The organism is Xanthobacter tagetidis, from assembly GCF_003667445.1.
Taxonomy (GTDB): Bacteria; Pseudomonadota; Alphaproteobacteria; order Rhizobiales; family Xanthobacteraceae; genus Xanthobacter; species Xanthobacter tagetidis.
In genome coordinates this window covers 13,402-28,364 of sequence record NZ_RCTF01000009.1, presented here as the reverse complement: position 1 = coordinate 28,364, position 14,963 = coordinate 13,402, and the positions used below count along the sequence as shown (strand labels likewise).

Annotated in this window: 13 protein-coding genes; 4 read left to right on the top strand and 9 right to left on the bottom strand. The window is 70.3% G+C overall.

Annotation, left to right across the window (positions count from 1 at the left end; genetic code table 11):
* Nucleotides 1-101: 101 nt before the first annotated feature.
* The 4 genes from D9R14_RS12220 to D9R14_RS12205 all read right to left on the bottom strand — a co-directional run bounded on the left by D9R14_RS12220 (nt 102) and on the right by D9R14_RS12205 (nt 3,739).
* Nucleotides 102-998: a sigma-70 family RNA polymerase sigma factor gene (locus D9R14_RS12220; protein WP_121623613.1), complete on the bottom strand. Its 897-nt coding sequence runs from the start codon at nt 996-998 to the stop codon at nt 102-104.
* Entirely contained in the window at nt 988-1,452 is a 465-nt protein-coding gene (locus D9R14_RS12215; protein ID WP_121623612.1) for a carboxymuconolactone decarboxylase family protein, read from the bottom strand. The genes D9R14_RS12220 and D9R14_RS12215 overlap by 11 nt, the downstream gene beginning before the upstream one ends.
* A 245-nt stretch (nt 1,453-1,697) precedes the next feature.
* The gene (locus D9R14_RS12210; protein ID WP_210313935.1) at nt 1,698-2,954 is read right to left on the bottom strand and encodes an alpha/beta hydrolase; all 1,257 of its coding nucleotides are present in this window, start codon (nt 2,952-2,954) and stop codon (nt 1,698-1,700) included.
* A 107-nt stretch (nt 2,955-3,061) separates the two neighbouring features.
* Entirely contained in the window at nt 3,062-3,739 is a 678-nt protein-coding gene (locus D9R14_RS12205; protein WP_245420784.1) for a protein-L-isoaspartate(D-aspartate) O-methyltransferase, read from the bottom strand.
* A 148-nt stretch (nt 3,740-3,887) separates the two neighbouring features.
* Between D9R14_RS12205 and recG the strand changes: the two genes are divergently transcribed.
* Both recG and D9R14_RS12195 read left to right on the top strand, forming a co-directional pair.
* Nucleotides 3,888-5,978, top strand: a complete 2,091-nt coding sequence (gene recG / locus D9R14_RS12200) for an ATP-dependent DNA helicase RecG (RefSeq protein ID WP_121623758.1) — start codon at nt 3,888-3,890, stop codon at nt 5,976-5,978.
* 19 nt (nt 5,979-5,997) lie between these two features.
* The gene (locus D9R14_RS12195) at nt 5,998-6,444 is read left to right on the top strand and encodes a YbaN family protein (RefSeq protein ID WP_121623610.1); all 447 of its coding nucleotides are present in this window, start codon (nt 5,998-6,000) and stop codon (nt 6,442-6,444) included.
* Here the strand turns inward: D9R14_RS12195 and D9R14_RS12190 are convergent.
* From D9R14_RS12190 to glmU, 4 genes are all read right to left on the bottom strand, one after another.
* The gene (locus tag D9R14_RS12190) at nt 6,419-7,336 is read right to left on the bottom strand and encodes a DMT family transporter (RefSeq protein ID WP_121623609.1); all 918 of its coding nucleotides are present in this window, start codon (nt 7,334-7,336) and stop codon (nt 6,419-6,421) included. The genes D9R14_RS12195 and D9R14_RS12190 overlap by 26 nt on opposite strands.
* A gap of 57 nt (nt 7,337-7,393) precedes the next feature.
* Nucleotides 7,394-8,593 (bottom strand): GGDEF domain-containing protein, encoded by a 1,200-nt coding sequence (locus D9R14_RS12185; RefSeq protein ID WP_121623608.1) that lies wholly within the window; start codon nt 8,591-8,593, stop codon nt 7,394-7,396.
* Nucleotides 8,594-8,625: 32 nt separating this feature from the next.
* Nucleotides 8,626-10,449 carry a glutamine--fructose-6-phosphate transaminase (isomerizing) gene (gene glmS / locus D9R14_RS12180; protein WP_121623607.1) on the bottom strand — a complete coding sequence of 608 codons (1,824 nt, stop codon included), beginning with the start codon at nt 10,447-10,449 and terminating at the stop codon, nt 8,626-8,628.
* A gap of 138 nt (nt 10,450-10,587) precedes the next feature.
* Nucleotides 10,588-11,934 (bottom strand): bifunctional UDP-N-acetylglucosamine diphosphorylase/glucosamine-1-phosphate N-acetyltransferase GlmU, encoded by a 1,347-nt coding sequence (glmU, locus tag D9R14_RS12175; protein WP_121623757.1) that lies wholly within the window; start codon nt 11,932-11,934, stop codon nt 10,588-10,590.
* A gap of 252 nt (nt 11,935-12,186) precedes the next feature.
* Here glmU and D9R14_RS12170 point away from each other — a divergent pair, with 252 nt between their 5' ends.
* A complete protein-coding gene (locus tag D9R14_RS12170; protein WP_121623606.1) occupies nt 12,187-12,609 on the top strand; it encodes a hypothetical protein in 423 nt (140 codons plus the stop codon).
* On the opposite strand, the gene D9R14_RS12165 is transcribed toward D9R14_RS12170, so the two are convergent.
* Nucleotides 12,569-14,194 (bottom strand): glycoside hydrolase family 17 protein, encoded by a 1,626-nt coding sequence (locus tag D9R14_RS12165; RefSeq protein WP_245420782.1) that lies wholly within the window; start codon nt 14,192-14,194, stop codon nt 12,569-12,571. The two genes, D9R14_RS12170 and D9R14_RS12165, sit on opposite strands and share 41 nt — an antisense overlap.
* 181 nt (nt 14,195-14,375) lie before the next feature.
* On the opposite strand from D9R14_RS12165, the gene D9R14_RS12160 reads away from it, so the two are divergent.
* A complete protein-coding gene (locus D9R14_RS12160) occupies nt 14,376-14,816 on the top strand; it encodes a hypothetical protein (protein ID WP_245420780.1) in 441 nt (146 codons plus the stop codon).
* The last annotated feature ends 147 nt before the right edge of the window (nt 14,817-14,963 follow it).

The window sequence follows — 14,963 nt, the reverse complement described above, 5'->3', positions numbered from 1 at the left end:
TAAGCGGCAGTGCGGGTCCGAACGCGACCTCGATGAATCACGTCGTTGGCCGCACTCTATCATCGCCAAGGCGCGGCGTGTCCGCTCGGGCGGCGCGGCTCTCAGGGCCCGCGCGGCGTCCCGTCCGCCGCCACCGCCTGCGCCACCCGCGCAAGCTTGTCGGGGTTGCGCGTGATGTAGATCGCGACGATCCGCCCTGCCTCCAGCTCAAGCGCGGTGGTCTGGAGCAGGCCGTTGCGCTCGCGGCTGACATATCCGGGCAGTCCGTCGATGACGGCGGCGCGCACGAACCGCGCCGGCTCGTGCGCGTGCTTGCGGTGGAGACCGGCGAACAGGCGCAGCACCCGCGCGAGGCCGTGGATGGGATTGAGGAACGCCATCACCTTGCCGCCCCCGTCCGCCCGCAGCACCACGCCCTCGGCGAGCATGGCGCGCAGCGCCGCCACATCGCCGGTGGTGGACGCCGCGAAGAAGGCCTTGGCGATGCGCTCGCCCTCCGCCTTGTCCACCGGATAGCGGGGCGCGGCGGCCCGCACGTGCGCCCGCGCCCGCACCGCGAGCTGCCGCACGCTGGCGGGCTGGCGCTCCAGGGTCTGCGCCACCTCGTCGAGCGGCACCGCGAACACGTCGTGCAGCAGGAAGGCCGCCCGCTCCAGCGGCGAGAGGCGCTCTAGCGCCAGCATCAGCGTCAGCGTGATCTCGTCGGCGCGCAGGGCCTCGTCCTCCGGCTCGATCACCGGCTCGGGCAGCCAGCTGCCTACATAGCTCTCGCGGCGCGCCTTGGCGGACTTCAGCACGTCGAGGCAAAGCCGCGTCACGGTGCGGCGCAGCCAGGCCTTGGGCTCGCGCACCTCATCCCGCTCGGCGCGGCTCCAGCGCAGCCAGGCTTCCTGGACCACGTCCTCCGCCTCCGCCATGGAGCCGAGCATGCGGTAAGCGAGGCGCACCAATCCAGGCCGGTGCGCCTCGAACGACCGCGCGGCCGCGTCAGCCGGCATGGCCCGGATCGACCGGATGGGCGGCCCTGAGCCCGACCTGCAGCCGGTTCCAGACATTGATGGCGCCGATGGCCAGGGTCAGCCGCACCACTTCGCTCTCCGTGAAAACCGCATGGACGCGGGCGAAATCCTCGTCCGGCGCGCCGGTTTCCGCAAGGCGCGTCAGGGCCTCGGTCCAGCCGAGCGCGGCGCGCTCGCGTTCGGAATAGAGGCTCGATTCACGCCAGGCGTCGAGCATGTAGAGCCGCATCTCGCTCTCGCCGTGCTTGCGCAGGTCGGTGGCGTGCATGTGGATGCAGAAGGCGCAGCCGTTGATCTGCGAGGCGCGCAGCTTCACCAGTTCGAGCAGGGTGTGGTCGAGGCCGCTGGCGACGAGGGTCGCCTCCACGCCCATCATGGCCTTGATGGTCTCGGGAGCGAGCGAATAGGAATTGGCGATTCGCGGCGTGGTCATGTTGGTCTCCGTCCTCGTGGATCACGCGGACAAGACGAGGCGGCGGTCGCCGGTGTGACATGGGCCGCGCTATATTTGCCGCGGCACCGCAGGAACGCCCCGGTCGTTTTCGGTCAGATCCGCCGCGGGGGCTGATTTTATTACAATAAAACAATATGTTCGCGAAATTGGCTACAAGATCGCATGAACTTCGATCAACGGCAGGTTTCCCGGATGTCGGGATCAGATGACCACCGCCCCCGGCCTCACTGGCCGGGGGCGGTGGTCATCACGTGCTTGCCGGAACTCGCCGTGTCGGAGGCGACGTTGCCCAGATTCTCCATGTGCCGGCCGTAGTTCTCGCGGGTGGTCGGGTCCACCACCGCCACCGGCGCGGCGATCACGAGGCCCGCCGCCTGCCCCACCGTGGAGGCGGCGTTGGTGGTGAACTCGACGATGTGCTCGCCCACCCCCACCCGGCTGTCGGTCATGGTCTGCCCCTCGGCGAGCCGGGCGCCGATGGCCTGGACCACCTGCGGGCTCGCCGCGAACTTGCCGTGGGCGAGCGGGTCGTCGGTCTTCAGCTTGGTCAAATCGAGCACGTTGATCTTGTAGCGCTCGAACTCGGTGCGGTAGGGCTCGACCTCGGGGTTGACCTGGCCGATGCGCGGCACGTCGCCCCACACCCGCTTGGACACCGCCAGCGCCTTGTCGTCCTGCGACACGAACAGCGTGAATTGCGGCCGGGGCTCGCCCAGCTCGCGCAGGATGGTGTGGAAGACGTCCACGTCCACGTCCGGCGCGGCGAGCATCACATACTTGATCTTGGGCAGGATGCGGCCGTTGCGGATCGCCATCTGCCGGAGCGCCTCCAGCGTCACCACGTTGCCCATGGAGTGCGCGAGGATGGAAATCTCGCCCACGTTCGGGTCCTTCGCCATGAAGGTGAGCAGGCGTTCCAGGCTGTCGCGCGAATAGGAGGTGCTCTCCCGGTCGTAGCCATAGGCCAGGAGGGAGCCGCGCGAGGGCCAGGTGAACAGCACCGGCGTCACGTCCGCCCCGGAATCGTGGACGATCTGCGCGAAGCGGAACACGGCGTCGTCGAAGCGCTGGTTGAAGCCGTGCACGAACACCAGCGCCTGCCGGCCGGGCGTTTTCTTGATGCGGTCGTGAAACCAGGAAACCGCCTGCGCCTGGGTCAGCTCATCGAGCTTGGTGGTGACGAAGTCGGTGGCCGGGTTGCCCGGCACCGAGCGCGGCCACTGCACGTCGCCCACCTTGCGGGCGCCGTCCGGCGGGATCGAGACCGTCACCTCGGCGTAAGAGGGATTCCAGCCCCGCTCGCCCGAGAAGATGTCCGGCGTATCCACGCGCTTGCGCACCGTGGCGACCACCATGTTCACGCGGCCGGTACCGGCGACCGTATCGGGAACCGGGATCAGCACGCCCACGGGCCGGCTGGCGCAGCCGGCGGCAAGGCCCGCGATCAGCACGCATGCGATGAGAGAACGCCAACGGCGCAAGATGCGCACCTTCCACTCCGGACCGGACTTCCGGCCGGTGGATAGTGGAGCGGTCGGGCCTTGCCAAGGGGCCTAGCTACCCCGGCACCAGCGAACCGAAAGTTGTGTCAGAGTGTGGCCGCAGCGCCAGGGACGAGCGGCACGAAGCGCGCCTTCATGAATTCGGTGCGGGTGCGGCCCGCCTGCTCCTTCACGTAGCGCACCAAAGACTGGGGCTCGTCCGGCGCGCCCACCGGCATGACGATGACGCCGCCGAGCTTCAGCTGGTCCACCAAGGCCATGGGGATGTCGGGGGCCGACGCCGTCACCATGATGCGGTCGAACGGCGCGCGCGCGGGCATCCCCAGCATGCCGTCGCCCACATAAGCGGTGACGTTCTTCAGGCCCAGCACCTCGAACCGCGTCTGCGCCTCCGCCACAAGCGAGCGATAGCGGTCCACCGTCACCACCCGCGCCGCAAGGTGCCCCAGCACCGCGGCCTGGTAGCCGGAGCCGGTGCCCACTTCCAGTACCGTATGGTCCGCCGTCACGCCGAGCGCCTCGGTCATGGCCGCCACAAGGCTCGGCTGCGACATGGTCTGGCCGCAGGCGATCGGCAGCGCCACGTCGTCATAGGCGTGGCGGCGCAGCGCCGGGTCGACGAACAGCGGGCGCGGCACCAGTTCCAGGGCGCGCAGCACCGCCACGTCGCGCAGGCCGCGCTGGCGCAGGCCGAGGATGAAGCCCATCCGTTCGGCCTTCTCGCCATCCACCACCGCGCCTTCCGGCTCCATGTGATTCATCATGCTTGCTCATACGCACCAATGACCGGCGGAAAACATAACAGATTTACCCCCGGTTCAAGTTCCACCGGAGGTTCGGCACGCGACCGTCCGTCCAATGGCCGCGCCGGCGCTTGCGTCAACGGCCCGGCTCGGCCACCCTCCCGCGGCCATGCGCCCGGCCGCCCTCGATCCCCTGTTCGCCCCGCTCACCAGCCTCGACGGCATCGGCCCGAAGACCGTCCGCCCGTTCGCGCGCCTGCTCGGCCGGGAGACGCCGCGGGTGGTGGACCTGCTGTTCCACATGCCCTCCGGCTTCGTAGACCGTCGCGCCCGCCCCACCATCGCCGAGGCGCGCGAGGGCGAGGACGTGACGCTGGAGGTGCGCGTCGACGGGCATCAGGCCCCGCCGCCGGGCAGCCGCGCGCCGCACCGCACCTTCGTCTCCGATGCCACCGGCGACATGGTGGTGGTGCATTTCAAGGCCGATTCCGCGCGCATGGCCCACATGCTGCCCGAGGGCGCGACGCGCTGGCTGTGCGGGCGCATCGAGCGCTATGACGGGCTGCGCCAGATGGTGCATCCCGACCGGGTGCTGGATGCCGCGGGCCTCGCGCGCCTGCCGCCGGTGGAACAGGTCTACCCCCTGGTGGAGGGCCTCCATGCCGGACACCTGCGCCGTGCCTTGGCGTCGGCGCTCGGGCGGGTGCCGGACCTCGCGGAATGGCTGCCCAGCGTCTCGCCGGGCAGTGCCCTGCCCTCCTTCCGGGAGGCGCTGGAGCGCCTGCACCGGCCGCAGACCCCCGCGGACGCGCAGCCGACCGGCATGCCCTGGCGGCGCCTCGCCCTCGACGAGCTCCTGGCGCACCAGGTGAGCCTCGCGCTCGCCCGCGCGCGCGACATCAAGGCCGGCGGCCGGGAAACGAGCGGCGACGGCCGGATTGCGGCGCGCCTGCGTGCGGCTCTGCCCTTCGCCCTCACCGGCGCGCAGGAACAGGCGCTCGCGGCCATCGCCGCCGACCTCGCCGCCCCGACCCGCATGCTGCGCCTGATGCAGGGCGATGTCGGCTCGGGCAAGACGGTGGTGGCGCTGCTCGCCGCCGCCGTCGCACTGGAGGCCGGGCGGCAGGCGGCCATCATGGCGCCCACCGAGATCCTGGCGCGCCAGCATCTGGAGACCATCGCCCCGCTGGCACAGGCCGCCGGCATCGAAGTCGTGCTGCTCACCGGCCGCGAGAAGGGGCGCGCCCGCGCCGACATCCTCGCCGGGCTCGCGGAGGGGCGCACCGGGCTCGTGGTCGGCACCCATGCGCTGATCCAGGACGACGTCGCCTTCCGCGACCTCGCGCTCGCCGTGGTGGACGAGCAGCACCGGTTCGGCGTCGAGCAGCGCCTCGCGCTCGCCCGCAAGGGCGCGGCCGTCGACATGCTGGTGATGACCGCCACCCCCATTCCGCGCACCCTCGTGCTCACCTTGTTCGGCGACATGGAAGCGAGCGAATTGCGCGAGAAGCCGCCGGGCCGGCAGGAGATCGACACCCGGGCCGTGCCCCTCGACCGGCTCGACGAGGTGGTGGAGGCGGTCGGCCGCGCCATGGCGGCGGGCGCCCGCGCCTATTGGATCTGCCCTCTGGTGGAGGAGACCGATACTTCGGACCTCGCCGCCGCCACCGAGCGCTTCGAGGCGCTGAAAGCGCGCTTCGGCGAGAGGGTGGATCTCGTCCACGGCCGCATGTCCGGCACCGCGAAGGATGCCGCCATGGCCCGCTTCGCCGCCGGGGAGTGCCAGCTTCTCGTCGCCACCACCGTGGTGGAGGTGGGCGTCAACGTGCCCGAGGCCACCATCATGGTGATCGAGCACGCCGAGCGCTTCGGCCTTGCCCAGCTGCACCAGCTGCGCGGCCGCGTGGGGCGCGGCGACAAGCCGTCCACCTGCCTCCTGCTCTACCGTGCGCCCCTGGGCGAGACCGCCAAGGCGCGCCTCGCCATCCTGCGCGAGAGCCAGGACGGCTTCCGCATCGCCGAGGAAGACCTGAGGCTGCGCGGCGAGGGCGACGTGCTCGGCACGCGCCAGAGCGGCATGCCGGGCTTCCGGGTGGCGCGGCTCGATGTCCATTCCGCCGACATGGAGACCGCCCGTCGTCTCGCCGCCACCTTGGTGCGGCAGGATCCCGGTTTGGCCACGCCGGTTGCGGACAGGCTGCGCACGCTGCTCTATCTGCATGAGCGCGACGCGGCCATGCGCCTGCTGGGCGCGGGATGAGGCGAGAGCGAACGTGACGATGCGTAATGAGGACATGCGCGCCGGCCCGCGGCAAGCCGATCCGGCTCCGCCCGTAAGTTCCATCCGCCGCTGGTTCGCGCGCGAGGCGCTCTATCGCCGGGCGCTGTACGCCGCCGGGTGCCTGTTCCTGGTGGTGGGGGCCATCGGCATGGTGGTGCCCATGCTGCCGGGCACGGTGTTCCTGATCCTGGCCGCCTGGTGCTTCGCCCGCTCTTCGCCGCGCTTCGAGGCGTGGCTGCTCGCCCATCCCTATCTCGGGCCGAGCGTCGCCCGCTGGAAGGCCACCGGCGCCGTCCCGCCGGTGGCGAAGGCGTTCGCCATGATGAGCTTCGTCGGCACGCTGACCGGCGCCTGGTATTTCGATGCCCCGCGCCTGCTGCTGATCGTGCTCGCCACCCTGTTCGCGGCGCTGGCGGTGTTCATGCTTTCGCGGCCGAACCGCTGATCTTCTGCGGCAGCGTCATGGCCGCCACCCCGACGATGACGCAGGCAAGGCCGATCCAGGCTGTGGCCGACAGGCTCTCGCCCAGGAAGACGACGCCGACCGCGACGCCGATCGGCACGCGCAGATAGGCCTGCGCCGTGGCGCCGACCGAGCCCAGCGTGCGCAGCAGGCGGAAATAGATCACGAAGGCGATCGCGGTGGAGAACACCGACAGCGCAAGGAGCGCCAGCACCGAATCGCGCGACGGCGACAGTGTCCAGGGATGGTCGATGAGCAGGCTCGCCGGCACCAGAACCACCGCGCCGCAGATCATGGAGCCGGCGGCGGGGACCATGGAATCCAGCCCGCGGAAGCCCTTGCCGAAGATGGCGGAGACGCCGTAGCAGGCGGCGGCGGCCACCAGCGCCAGCTCGCTCCAGAACTGGATGCCGATGCCCTTGAGCGCGCCCATGCCGATCACGAGGGTCGTGCCCGCGAGCCCCGCCGCCACGCCGAACAGCTTGCGCCCCGTCACCACCTCGTGGCGCGTCACGAAGGCGGTCAGCAGGAAGGCGAAGATGGGCGAGGTGGAGTTCAGGATCGCGGCGAGGCCGGCATCCGTGGTCTGCTCGGCATAGGCGATCAGCGCGTAGGGGATGACGCTGTTGATGCAGGCCTGGAGCATGAAGCGGCCCCACATGGCGCCGTCGCGCGGCATGGCGATGCCGCGCCAGTTGAGAAGCGCCAGGAGGATGGCGCCGGCGATCAGCGTGCGGGCGGCGATCAGCGTCACCGGCGGGATGGTCTGGACCCCCACCTTGATGAAGGTGAAGGCGGCGCCCCACAGGGTGGCGAGGAGGAGCAGCAGGCACAGCTCCCGCGCGAAATGCGGCTTGTCCGGTGTGGCGGTCATGGCGCCCGATTCGGGTGACAGGGTCACCCGTTCATACCGCTTTCGCCGGCCGTGCGGCTACCCGCCCTCGCCTCCGCGCGCCGCGAGGTCCTGGCCCGCGACGATCACGGGCGCCTCACGGAAGATGCAGACCCGATTCCGGCCGGAGCGCTTGGCCTCGTAGAGCGCGGCGTCCGCGTGCTCCAGCGCCGTCAGAAGCTGGTCGCCCACGCCGACCGCCGTGACGCCGACGCTGACCGTGAGGGCGGGCATGCCAGCCTCCCGGCTCGAAAGCACCGCCTCGCGCACCGCCTCGGCCTGGTGGCGCGCCATTTCCCAGCCCGCGCGGTCGAGCAGGATTGCGAATTCCTCGCCGCCGACGCGTCCCACCACCGCCGACTGGGGCGTCACATCGCGCAGGGTGGCGGCCAGGGCCTGGATCGCCCGGTCGCCGGCGGCATGGCCGAGCGTGTCGTTGACCCGCTTGAAATGGTCGATGTCCACCAGAAGCAGAGCCGCCGGCATGGCCTTGCGGCGCGCCTGCTCCAGCAGCCGGGCCGCGCGCGCCTCGAAGCCGCGCCGGTTGAGGATGCCGGTAAGCGCGTCGGTCTCGGCCGCAATCTGGCTGTCGCGCAGCACGACGAGCGTGGCGTTGATGAGCAGCGTGAGGCCCGTCGCCACCAGCAGGATCGCCGTGCTGACCTGCGACAGCAGCGCATAGGTGGAGCGGATGTAGTGGGCGGGCGTCGGCCCGGTGCCGAGCATCGCGGCCACCACCGCCTTGACGGGAAAATGCAGGGTGATGAGCGCGAACAGCGCCGCCAGCACCAGGTCGATGCCCTGGCGCGGGCTGCCCTTGAGGACCATCCAGGTGCTCGCCGCGGCCGCCAGCATGAAGGGGAGCTGGTAGGTCATGGTGTACTGGAGCGTGTTGCGGTCGATCTGGTTCAGCGCATAGCCGGCAGCGAACGTCACGGCCGTGATCGCGGCGATCACGCGCCAGGGAATCCGCTGGCGATAGAACACCGCGAGTCCCGGCACCATCAGCAGCAGGCCGCCGGCGAAGCCGAAGAAAACCATGGTGCCGTAGGGACGCACCAGGTTGGTGTAGGAAAGCCCCAGCATGCCGATCGGGGTCAGCATGCCGACGAAGTAGCTGGCCGCGAACCATGCCGCCGCGCGCTGCGTGGGATGGAGCACGGCGATCGCGACGTAGCTCATCGCGAACAGCGCCGCGAGGGCGATGTTCATGACGATGGGCAGCGTTGCGGCAGCCATGGCGGGGCCTCGGCTCCTGGGACGACGGGCGGCTACTCCACCGTGACCGACTTCGCGAGGTTGCGCGGCTGGTCCACGTCCGTGCCCATGATGACGGCCGTGTGGTAGGCGATGAGCTGCACCGGGATGGAATAGACCATGGGGCAGACGGTGGCCGGCATCTCCGGCAGGATCAGCTTCTGCACCGCATCCACATGGGCCTGCGCCGCGCCCTTCGGGTCGGTGACGAGGATGATCTTGCCGCCGCGCGCCGCCACCTCCTCCATGTTGGAGACGGTCTTGTCGAAGATGCGGTCGTGGGGGGCGATGACCACCACGGGCATGGTCTCGTCGATCAGCGCGATCGGGCCGTGCTTGAGCTCGCCGCCGGCGTAGCCTTCGGCGTGGATGTAGGAGATTTCCTTCAGCTTCAGCGCGCCTTCCAGCGCCAGCGGGAAATTGGTGCCGCGGCCGAGATAGAGCACGTCCCGCGCCTTGGCGAGGGTGCGCGAGAGCACCTCGATCTCGGGCGAAAGCTTGAGCGCCTCGGTCATCAGGCGCGGCACCTCCATGAAGGCGCGCACCAGCCGGTGCTCGTCCTCCTGCGAGAGCAGGCCCTTGGCGCGGCCGATGGCGACCGACAGGCAGGCGAGCGTCGCGAGCTGGCAGGTGAACGCCTTGGTGGAGGCGACGCCGATCTCCGGCCCGGCGAGGATCGGCAGCACCGCGTCCGCCTCGCGGGCGATGGTGGAGGTGGGCACGTTCACCACCGCCAGCACCTTCTGTCCGCACTCCTTGGCGTAGCGCAGCGAGGCGAGGGTGTCCGCCGTCTCGCCCGACTGGGAGATGACGATGGTCAGCCCACCCGGCGTCAGGGGCGTCTCGCGGTAGCGGAACTCGGAGGCGATATCGGTGGAGACCGGAACGCGCGCGAAGCGCTCCAGCCAGTATTCCGCGACCGCGCCCGCATAGAGCGCCGTGCCGCAGGCCGTGATGGAGATGTGCTGGATCTCGGCGAGATCGAACGGCAAATCGGGCAGCGCCACGGTCTCGGCGGACAGGTCGAGATAGTGCGAGAAGGTGTGGGCGATCACCTCCGGCTGCTCGTAGATCTCCTTGGCCATGAAGTGGCGGTGGTTGCCCTTGTCCACCAGCAGCGCGCCGGCCGGCACCTTCTGGATCGGCCGCTCAACGATGCGCCCGCTCTCGTCGCGCACCTCGACGCCCTCGCGGGTCAGCACCGCCCAGTCGCCCTCCTCCAGGTAGGAGATGCGGTCGGTGAACGGGCCGAGGGCGATGGCGTCCGAGCCGAGGAACATCTCGCCGTCGCCATAGCCGATGGCGAGCGGCGAGCCGCGCCGGGCGGCGATCATCAGATCGGCCTCGCGGTCGAACAGGAAGGCGAGCGCGAACGCGCCCTTGAGGCGCGGCAGAACCTCGGCCACGGCCGCAACCGGGCTCTTGCCGGCCAGCATCTGCCGGTCGACCAGCTGGGCCACCACCTCGGTGTCGGTGTCGCTGCGGAACACCACGCCCTCGGCTTCAAGCTCGGTCTTCAGCTCGCGGAAATTCTCGATGATGCCGTTGTGCACCACCGCGACGCGCTTGGTGGCGTGGGGATGGGCGTTGCGCTCGGAGGGCTTGCCGTGGGTCGCCCAGCGGGTGTGGCCGATGCCGGAATGCCCGCCCATGGGATGCTTGTCGAGCTTGTGCTCAAGGTTCTTGAGCTTGCCCTCGGCGCGGCACACCTCCAGGCGGCCGTGCTCCAGGGTCGCGACGCCGGCCGAGTCGTAGCCGCGATATTCCAGGCGGCGCAGCGACTCCACCACCTTCTCCGCGACCGCGCTCTTGCCCAGAATGCCGACGATGCCGCACATGCCGTCCCGCTCCCCCAATGATCGAAAGCGCCCGCCGCCCCGCAGGCCTCACCCCTCATGATGCAACGCAAACCTGAACCGATGCTTCTCTAGCGCGAAGCCATGCCGAGCGGACATCACTTCGCCTTTCGGTTCCTGTCACGATCCGGGCTTGGCACGGCGCGCGCGGAAGGCCTTGGCCCAGCCGTCCTTCACCACCTGCCGCGCGCGGGCGACCGCGAGCGCATCCTCGGGCACGTCCGAGGTGATGACCGCGCCCGTGCCCACATAGGCGCCCTTGCCGATCCGCACCGGTGCGACGAGCGCGGAGTTCACGCCGATGAACGCCCCCTCCCCGATCTCCGTGCGGTATTTGGCGAAGCCGTCATAGTTGCAGGTGATGGTGCCCGCGCCGAGATTGGCCCCGGCCCCCACATGGGCGTCGCCCACATAAGAGAGGTGGTTCACCTTGGCGCCGCTTTCAATGTGGGACGCCTTGGTCTCCACGAAGTTGCCGATGCGCACGCCGGTGTCGAGCCGCGTTCCGGGCCGCAGGCGCGCATAGGGGCCGATGGTGACGCCGGCCTCCAGCACCGCGCCCTCCAGGTGGCAGAAGGAATGGATCACCACGTCGTCGCCGACGCGCACGCCCGGCCCGAACACCACGTGGGGCTCCACCAGCACGTCGCGGCCGAGCGTCGTGTCGGCAGAGAAGAACACGGTCTCCGGCGCGATCAGCGTCGCCCCGCCGATCATGGCGACGTGGCGCAGGCGCGCCTGGAGGATCGCCTCCGCCTCGGCGAGCTGGACCCGGCTGTTGACGCCCGCCACCTCTTCCACCGGCGCCTCGATGGCGACCGCCGCCCGGCCGTCCGCGCGGGCGAGTTCGACCGCGTCGGTGAGATAGTATTCGCCCTTGGCATTGGCGTTGCCGATGCGCTCTAGCAAAGCGAGCGCCTCGCGGCCCGACAGCGCCATCAGGCCGGCATTGCAGAACGTGATGGCGCGCTCCGCCGCGCTCGCGTCCTTCTCCTCGCGGATCGCGACCAGCGCGTCGCCCTCGGTGACGAGCCGGCCATAGCCGGTCGGATCGTCGGGACGGAAGCCAAGCACCGCCACCCCGGCCCCCGCGGCGAGCGGCGCGCGCAGGCGGGCGAGCGTCTCGGCGCGCACCAAGGGCGTGTCGGCATAGAGCACGAGCACGTCGTCCGCGCCGTGTTCCAGCGCCGCGCGGGCGGCAAGCACCGCATGGGCGGTGCCGAGCCGGTCGCGCTGCACGAACACCTGCGCCTCAGGCGCCACCCGATGCGCCTCGGCGGCGACGTCGTCGCGGTCGGGGCCGATCACGACGGCCGTGCGCGTGGCGCCGGCCGCGGCGGTGGCCGCGAGCACGTGGTGCAGCATGGTGCGCCCGGCCACCTTGTGCAGCACCTTGGGCGTCTTGGAGGCCATGCGCGTGCCCTCACCGGCGGCGAGCACGACGACGAGCAGGCTGCGATCACCCATGAGCATTCCCCCTGGCCCCCTTGGCCCCCTGGCCGGACCACCTTGTTCGACCGGCGCGCCCGGCGCGGGGCGCAGAATCACGGCGCGAGCGATTGTGCCGACGACAATCCCTTAGTGCGCGCCGCGCGTTTGGGAAAGCATCCCATCGGCGGACGCTGCGCCCCGGGCCTGGACCGTCACAAGCGGGCGTCGTAAGAGGCAGGGGCGCCCCGCGCGGCGCACCGGACCAGCGGACGGACCAGCGGACGGACCATGAGCGACATCGGCACCACGGACCAGGGACGGATCGAGGCCGGCGGGAGCACCCTGTTCCGCCCCGGCCCGCGCAGCCTCAACTGGCTGATCCCGCTCGGCATGGGCGCGGTGGGCTGGGCGCTCTATGTGCGCTACCTGGTGCTGGAGCCGGCGCTCGTGCGGCTCGCCTGCGAGGCGGGGCTGGAAAGCGCCCAGTGCTACACCCGCACGGCAGTGCTCGCGCTCTACAATTGGGACGTGTTCGGTGCCATCGCCCTCGCGTCGGCGGCGGTGCAGCTCATCCGCCCGAGCCTTCCGGCGTTCGCCGTGGGCCTCGCCTTCGCCGGGCTTGCGCTGGTGTTCCACAACGAGCTGGCGGGCGCCCTCGCCGCCATGGTGCTCATGCTGTCCTTTGCACGGCCAGGACCCGCCACACCGTGAGCGAGACGGCGAGGCACAGCCCGCCGAACCACAAGGCCTGCCAGTTGGCGAGCGTCTCGTTGAGCGGAATGTAGATCGCCGCGGCGAGGAAGGCGAAGCGCGCGATCTCCTCGGTCGCCGACAGGCCGGTGCGGGCCGGCCGCAGGACCAGCGCCAGCAGCAGCACGCCGAGTGCCGGACCGGTCAGCGCGAAGTCCGGAAAATCCTTGTAGCGCGGGTTGAACACCAGTTCGAGCGCGGCGACGCCCACCGCCGTGACGGTGGCGGCGAGCACCAGGGCCGCCACCATGGCGGGCGCCCGGCCGCGTCCGCGGCGCGCCGGATCGAGCAGGTGGGAGACCGGCACCAGCCCCTGCCCGCGGCCCACCAGCCACGGCAGCGCCAGTGCACAGGCGATCGCCAGCACGAAATAGGCCCCGTTGCGCAGCCAGCCGAACATGCCGAGGCTCTCCAGCGGCAGGTTGGCCGCCGCCTGGCCGAGCGTGGCACCGCTGGCGAGCGCCAGTGCCCCGACCGCGGCCCACTCGCGCGTCCCCATGGGGGCCGACCGCTCGCCGCCGCGCGCGCCGTGCACGGCGGCGGCATGCGCCGCGGCCGCCACCAGGACGCCGATGAGAATGTTCACCGGCCAGGCGGGGAAATTGGACACCGGCTGGCCCCAGGCGAACTTGGGCGCGCGGGCATAGGCGTCGAGCAGGCCCCAATGGCCGCCCACCGTGCCCTCGCTGCGCCGCTTCCAGGGCTGGTCGAACGCCTCGATGAAGTTCACCCGGTACTTCTGCCGCTTGGCGAGCGCCATGAGGTCGTGCAGCACCAGCGCCTGGTTCGCGGGCGACGGCAGCGCCTCCTCGCGCATGCGCCCGGCGCTCGGCCAGCCGGTCTCGCCGATCAGGATCTCCTTGCCGGGGAAGGCATCGGCCATTTCGTGGCGGATCTGGTCCACGTGCGGCCCGGCCTCGGCGGCGGAGACCGGCAGGTCCTCCCAATACGGAAGGATGTGGATGGTGACGAAGTCCACGTCCGCAGAAAGGCCCTTGTTGCGCTCCCAGAACTCCCACACGTCGGCATAGGTGACGGGGATCGGCGCCACCTTGGCGCGCACGTATTTCAGCGTGTCCGACAGCTCCATCGGCGACATCTCGCCGCGCAGCAGCACCTCGTTGCCCACCACGAGGCCCTTGATGACGTCGCGGTTCTCGTTGGCGATGCGGATGCTCTCTTCCAGCTCCTGCCGGTTACGCTCGGGATCGGCGCTCAGCCAGACCCCCATCAGCAGATCGAGCTTATGCTTGCGCGCCAGCGCCGGCGCCTTGTCGAGCCCGGCCTCGATGGAATAGGTGCGCACGCAGGCCGTGAGGGTGGAGAGGCGGGCGAAATCCTCGTCGATCTGCGCCTCGGGAATGGCCAGCGGCCGGTCGAACGGCGACTGGCCGTCGCGGAACGGCGCGTAGGAGACGCAGGGCAGCTTCTCCCCCGCCGCGAGCGGGGACGGCGGCATCTCCACCTTCTGCCCGACGAATGTCCACAGCGCGGCAACCAGCGCGCTGACGACCAGAGCGGAAGCGATCGGCATTCGCAGGGACAAGGGGAATTCTCCCGGGGCGGGACCAGATGTGCCACATAGAGGTTTCGCCTGCCGGTGTGAAGCGCAAGACGGGGCGTCATCCATTCCGTACGGAAGGCGCGGTCCTCATGCTGACAAAATCCCCCTCATCTCCTAGGGTGTTGCCGCGGACCGCCGCTCCCTTCCGATGAAAATGGCCGACATGCACAGATTTCGCCTTTCGCTCCTTACGGGCGCAGTCCTTCTCGCCTGCCTCTCCCCCGTCGCCGCCCAGACCCAGGGCAACGACCAGAAGCCCGCCCAAGAGATGACTGCCGAGCAGAAGGCGGCCCAGGAGGCCCAGCGCCGCTCGGTGGAGGAATTCAACGAGGCGGCCAAGCTGCCCGGCACCGCGGGCCTGCCCGAATGCGTGTGGACCGGCCGCCGCATCGCCGCGCTGCTGTGGCGCGACGACGTGGACACCGCCAAGCGCCACATCGAGATCTACGAGCGCTTCGGCTGCCCGACCGAGCACCTGAAGCTCGCTTTCCGATGCCTGGTGCGGCAGGGAAACCTCGACCAGAAGGCCCAGGCCAACCTCAACAGCCGGGTCCACCAGTGCTGGGTTAACCCTGATTTCATTGCCGCACCTGCGCAGCAATGACATCATGCGGCGGACGCACGCTTGTCGAACGGCTGCCACACTCCCCATTTATCTCCTTATTCGAGAGTGTTAGTCTCTCGGTGCGGTGCAACGAAAAAAGTGCGCGGCCGACTGCGGGGGCAGGTCGAAACGGTGCCCCAATACATC

Excerpts from the sequence above, each read along its gene's own strand:
- D9R14_RS12220 (WP_121623613.1), bottom strand. The coding sequence starts at position 998 with ATGCCGGCTGACGCGGCCGCGCGGTCGTTCGAGGCGCACCGGCCTGGA.
- D9R14_RS12195 (WP_121623610.1), top strand. The coding sequence starts at position 5,998 with ATGCGTAATGAGGACATGCGCGCCGGCCCGCGGCAAGCCGATCCGGCT.
- glmS (WP_121623607.1), bottom strand. The coding sequence starts at position 10,449 with ATGTGCGGCATCGTCGGCATTCTGGGCAAGAGCGCGGTCGCGGAGAAG.
- D9R14_RS12205 (WP_245420784.1), bottom strand. The coding sequence starts at position 3,739 with ATGATGAATCACATGGAGCCGGAAGGCGCGGTGGTGGATGGCGAGAAG.
- D9R14_RS12190 (WP_121623609.1), bottom strand. The coding sequence starts at position 7,336 with ATGACCGCCACACCGGACAAGCCGCATTTCGCGCGGGAGCTGTGCCTG.
- recG (WP_121623758.1), top strand. The coding sequence starts at position 3,888 with ATGCGCCCGGCCGCCCTCGATCCCCTGTTCGCCCCGCTCACCAGCCTC.
- D9R14_RS12215 (WP_121623612.1), bottom strand. The coding sequence starts at position 1,452 with ATGACCACGCCGCGAATCGCCAATTCCTATTCGCTCGCTCCCGAGACC.
- D9R14_RS12160 (WP_245420780.1), top strand. The coding sequence starts at position 14,376 with ATGCACAGATTTCGCCTTTCGCTCCTTACGGGCGCAGTCCTTCTCGCC.
- D9R14_RS12170 (WP_121623606.1), top strand. The coding sequence starts at position 12,187 with ATGAGCGACATCGGCACCACGGACCAGGGACGGATCGAGGCCGGCGGG.
- D9R14_RS12185 (WP_121623608.1), bottom strand. The coding sequence starts at position 8,593 with ATGGCTGCCGCAACGCTGCCCATCGTCATGAACATCGCCCTCGCGGCG.
- glmU (WP_121623757.1), bottom strand. The coding sequence starts at position 11,934 with ATGGGTGATCGCAGCCTGCTCGTCGTCGTGCTCGCCGCCGGTGAGGGC.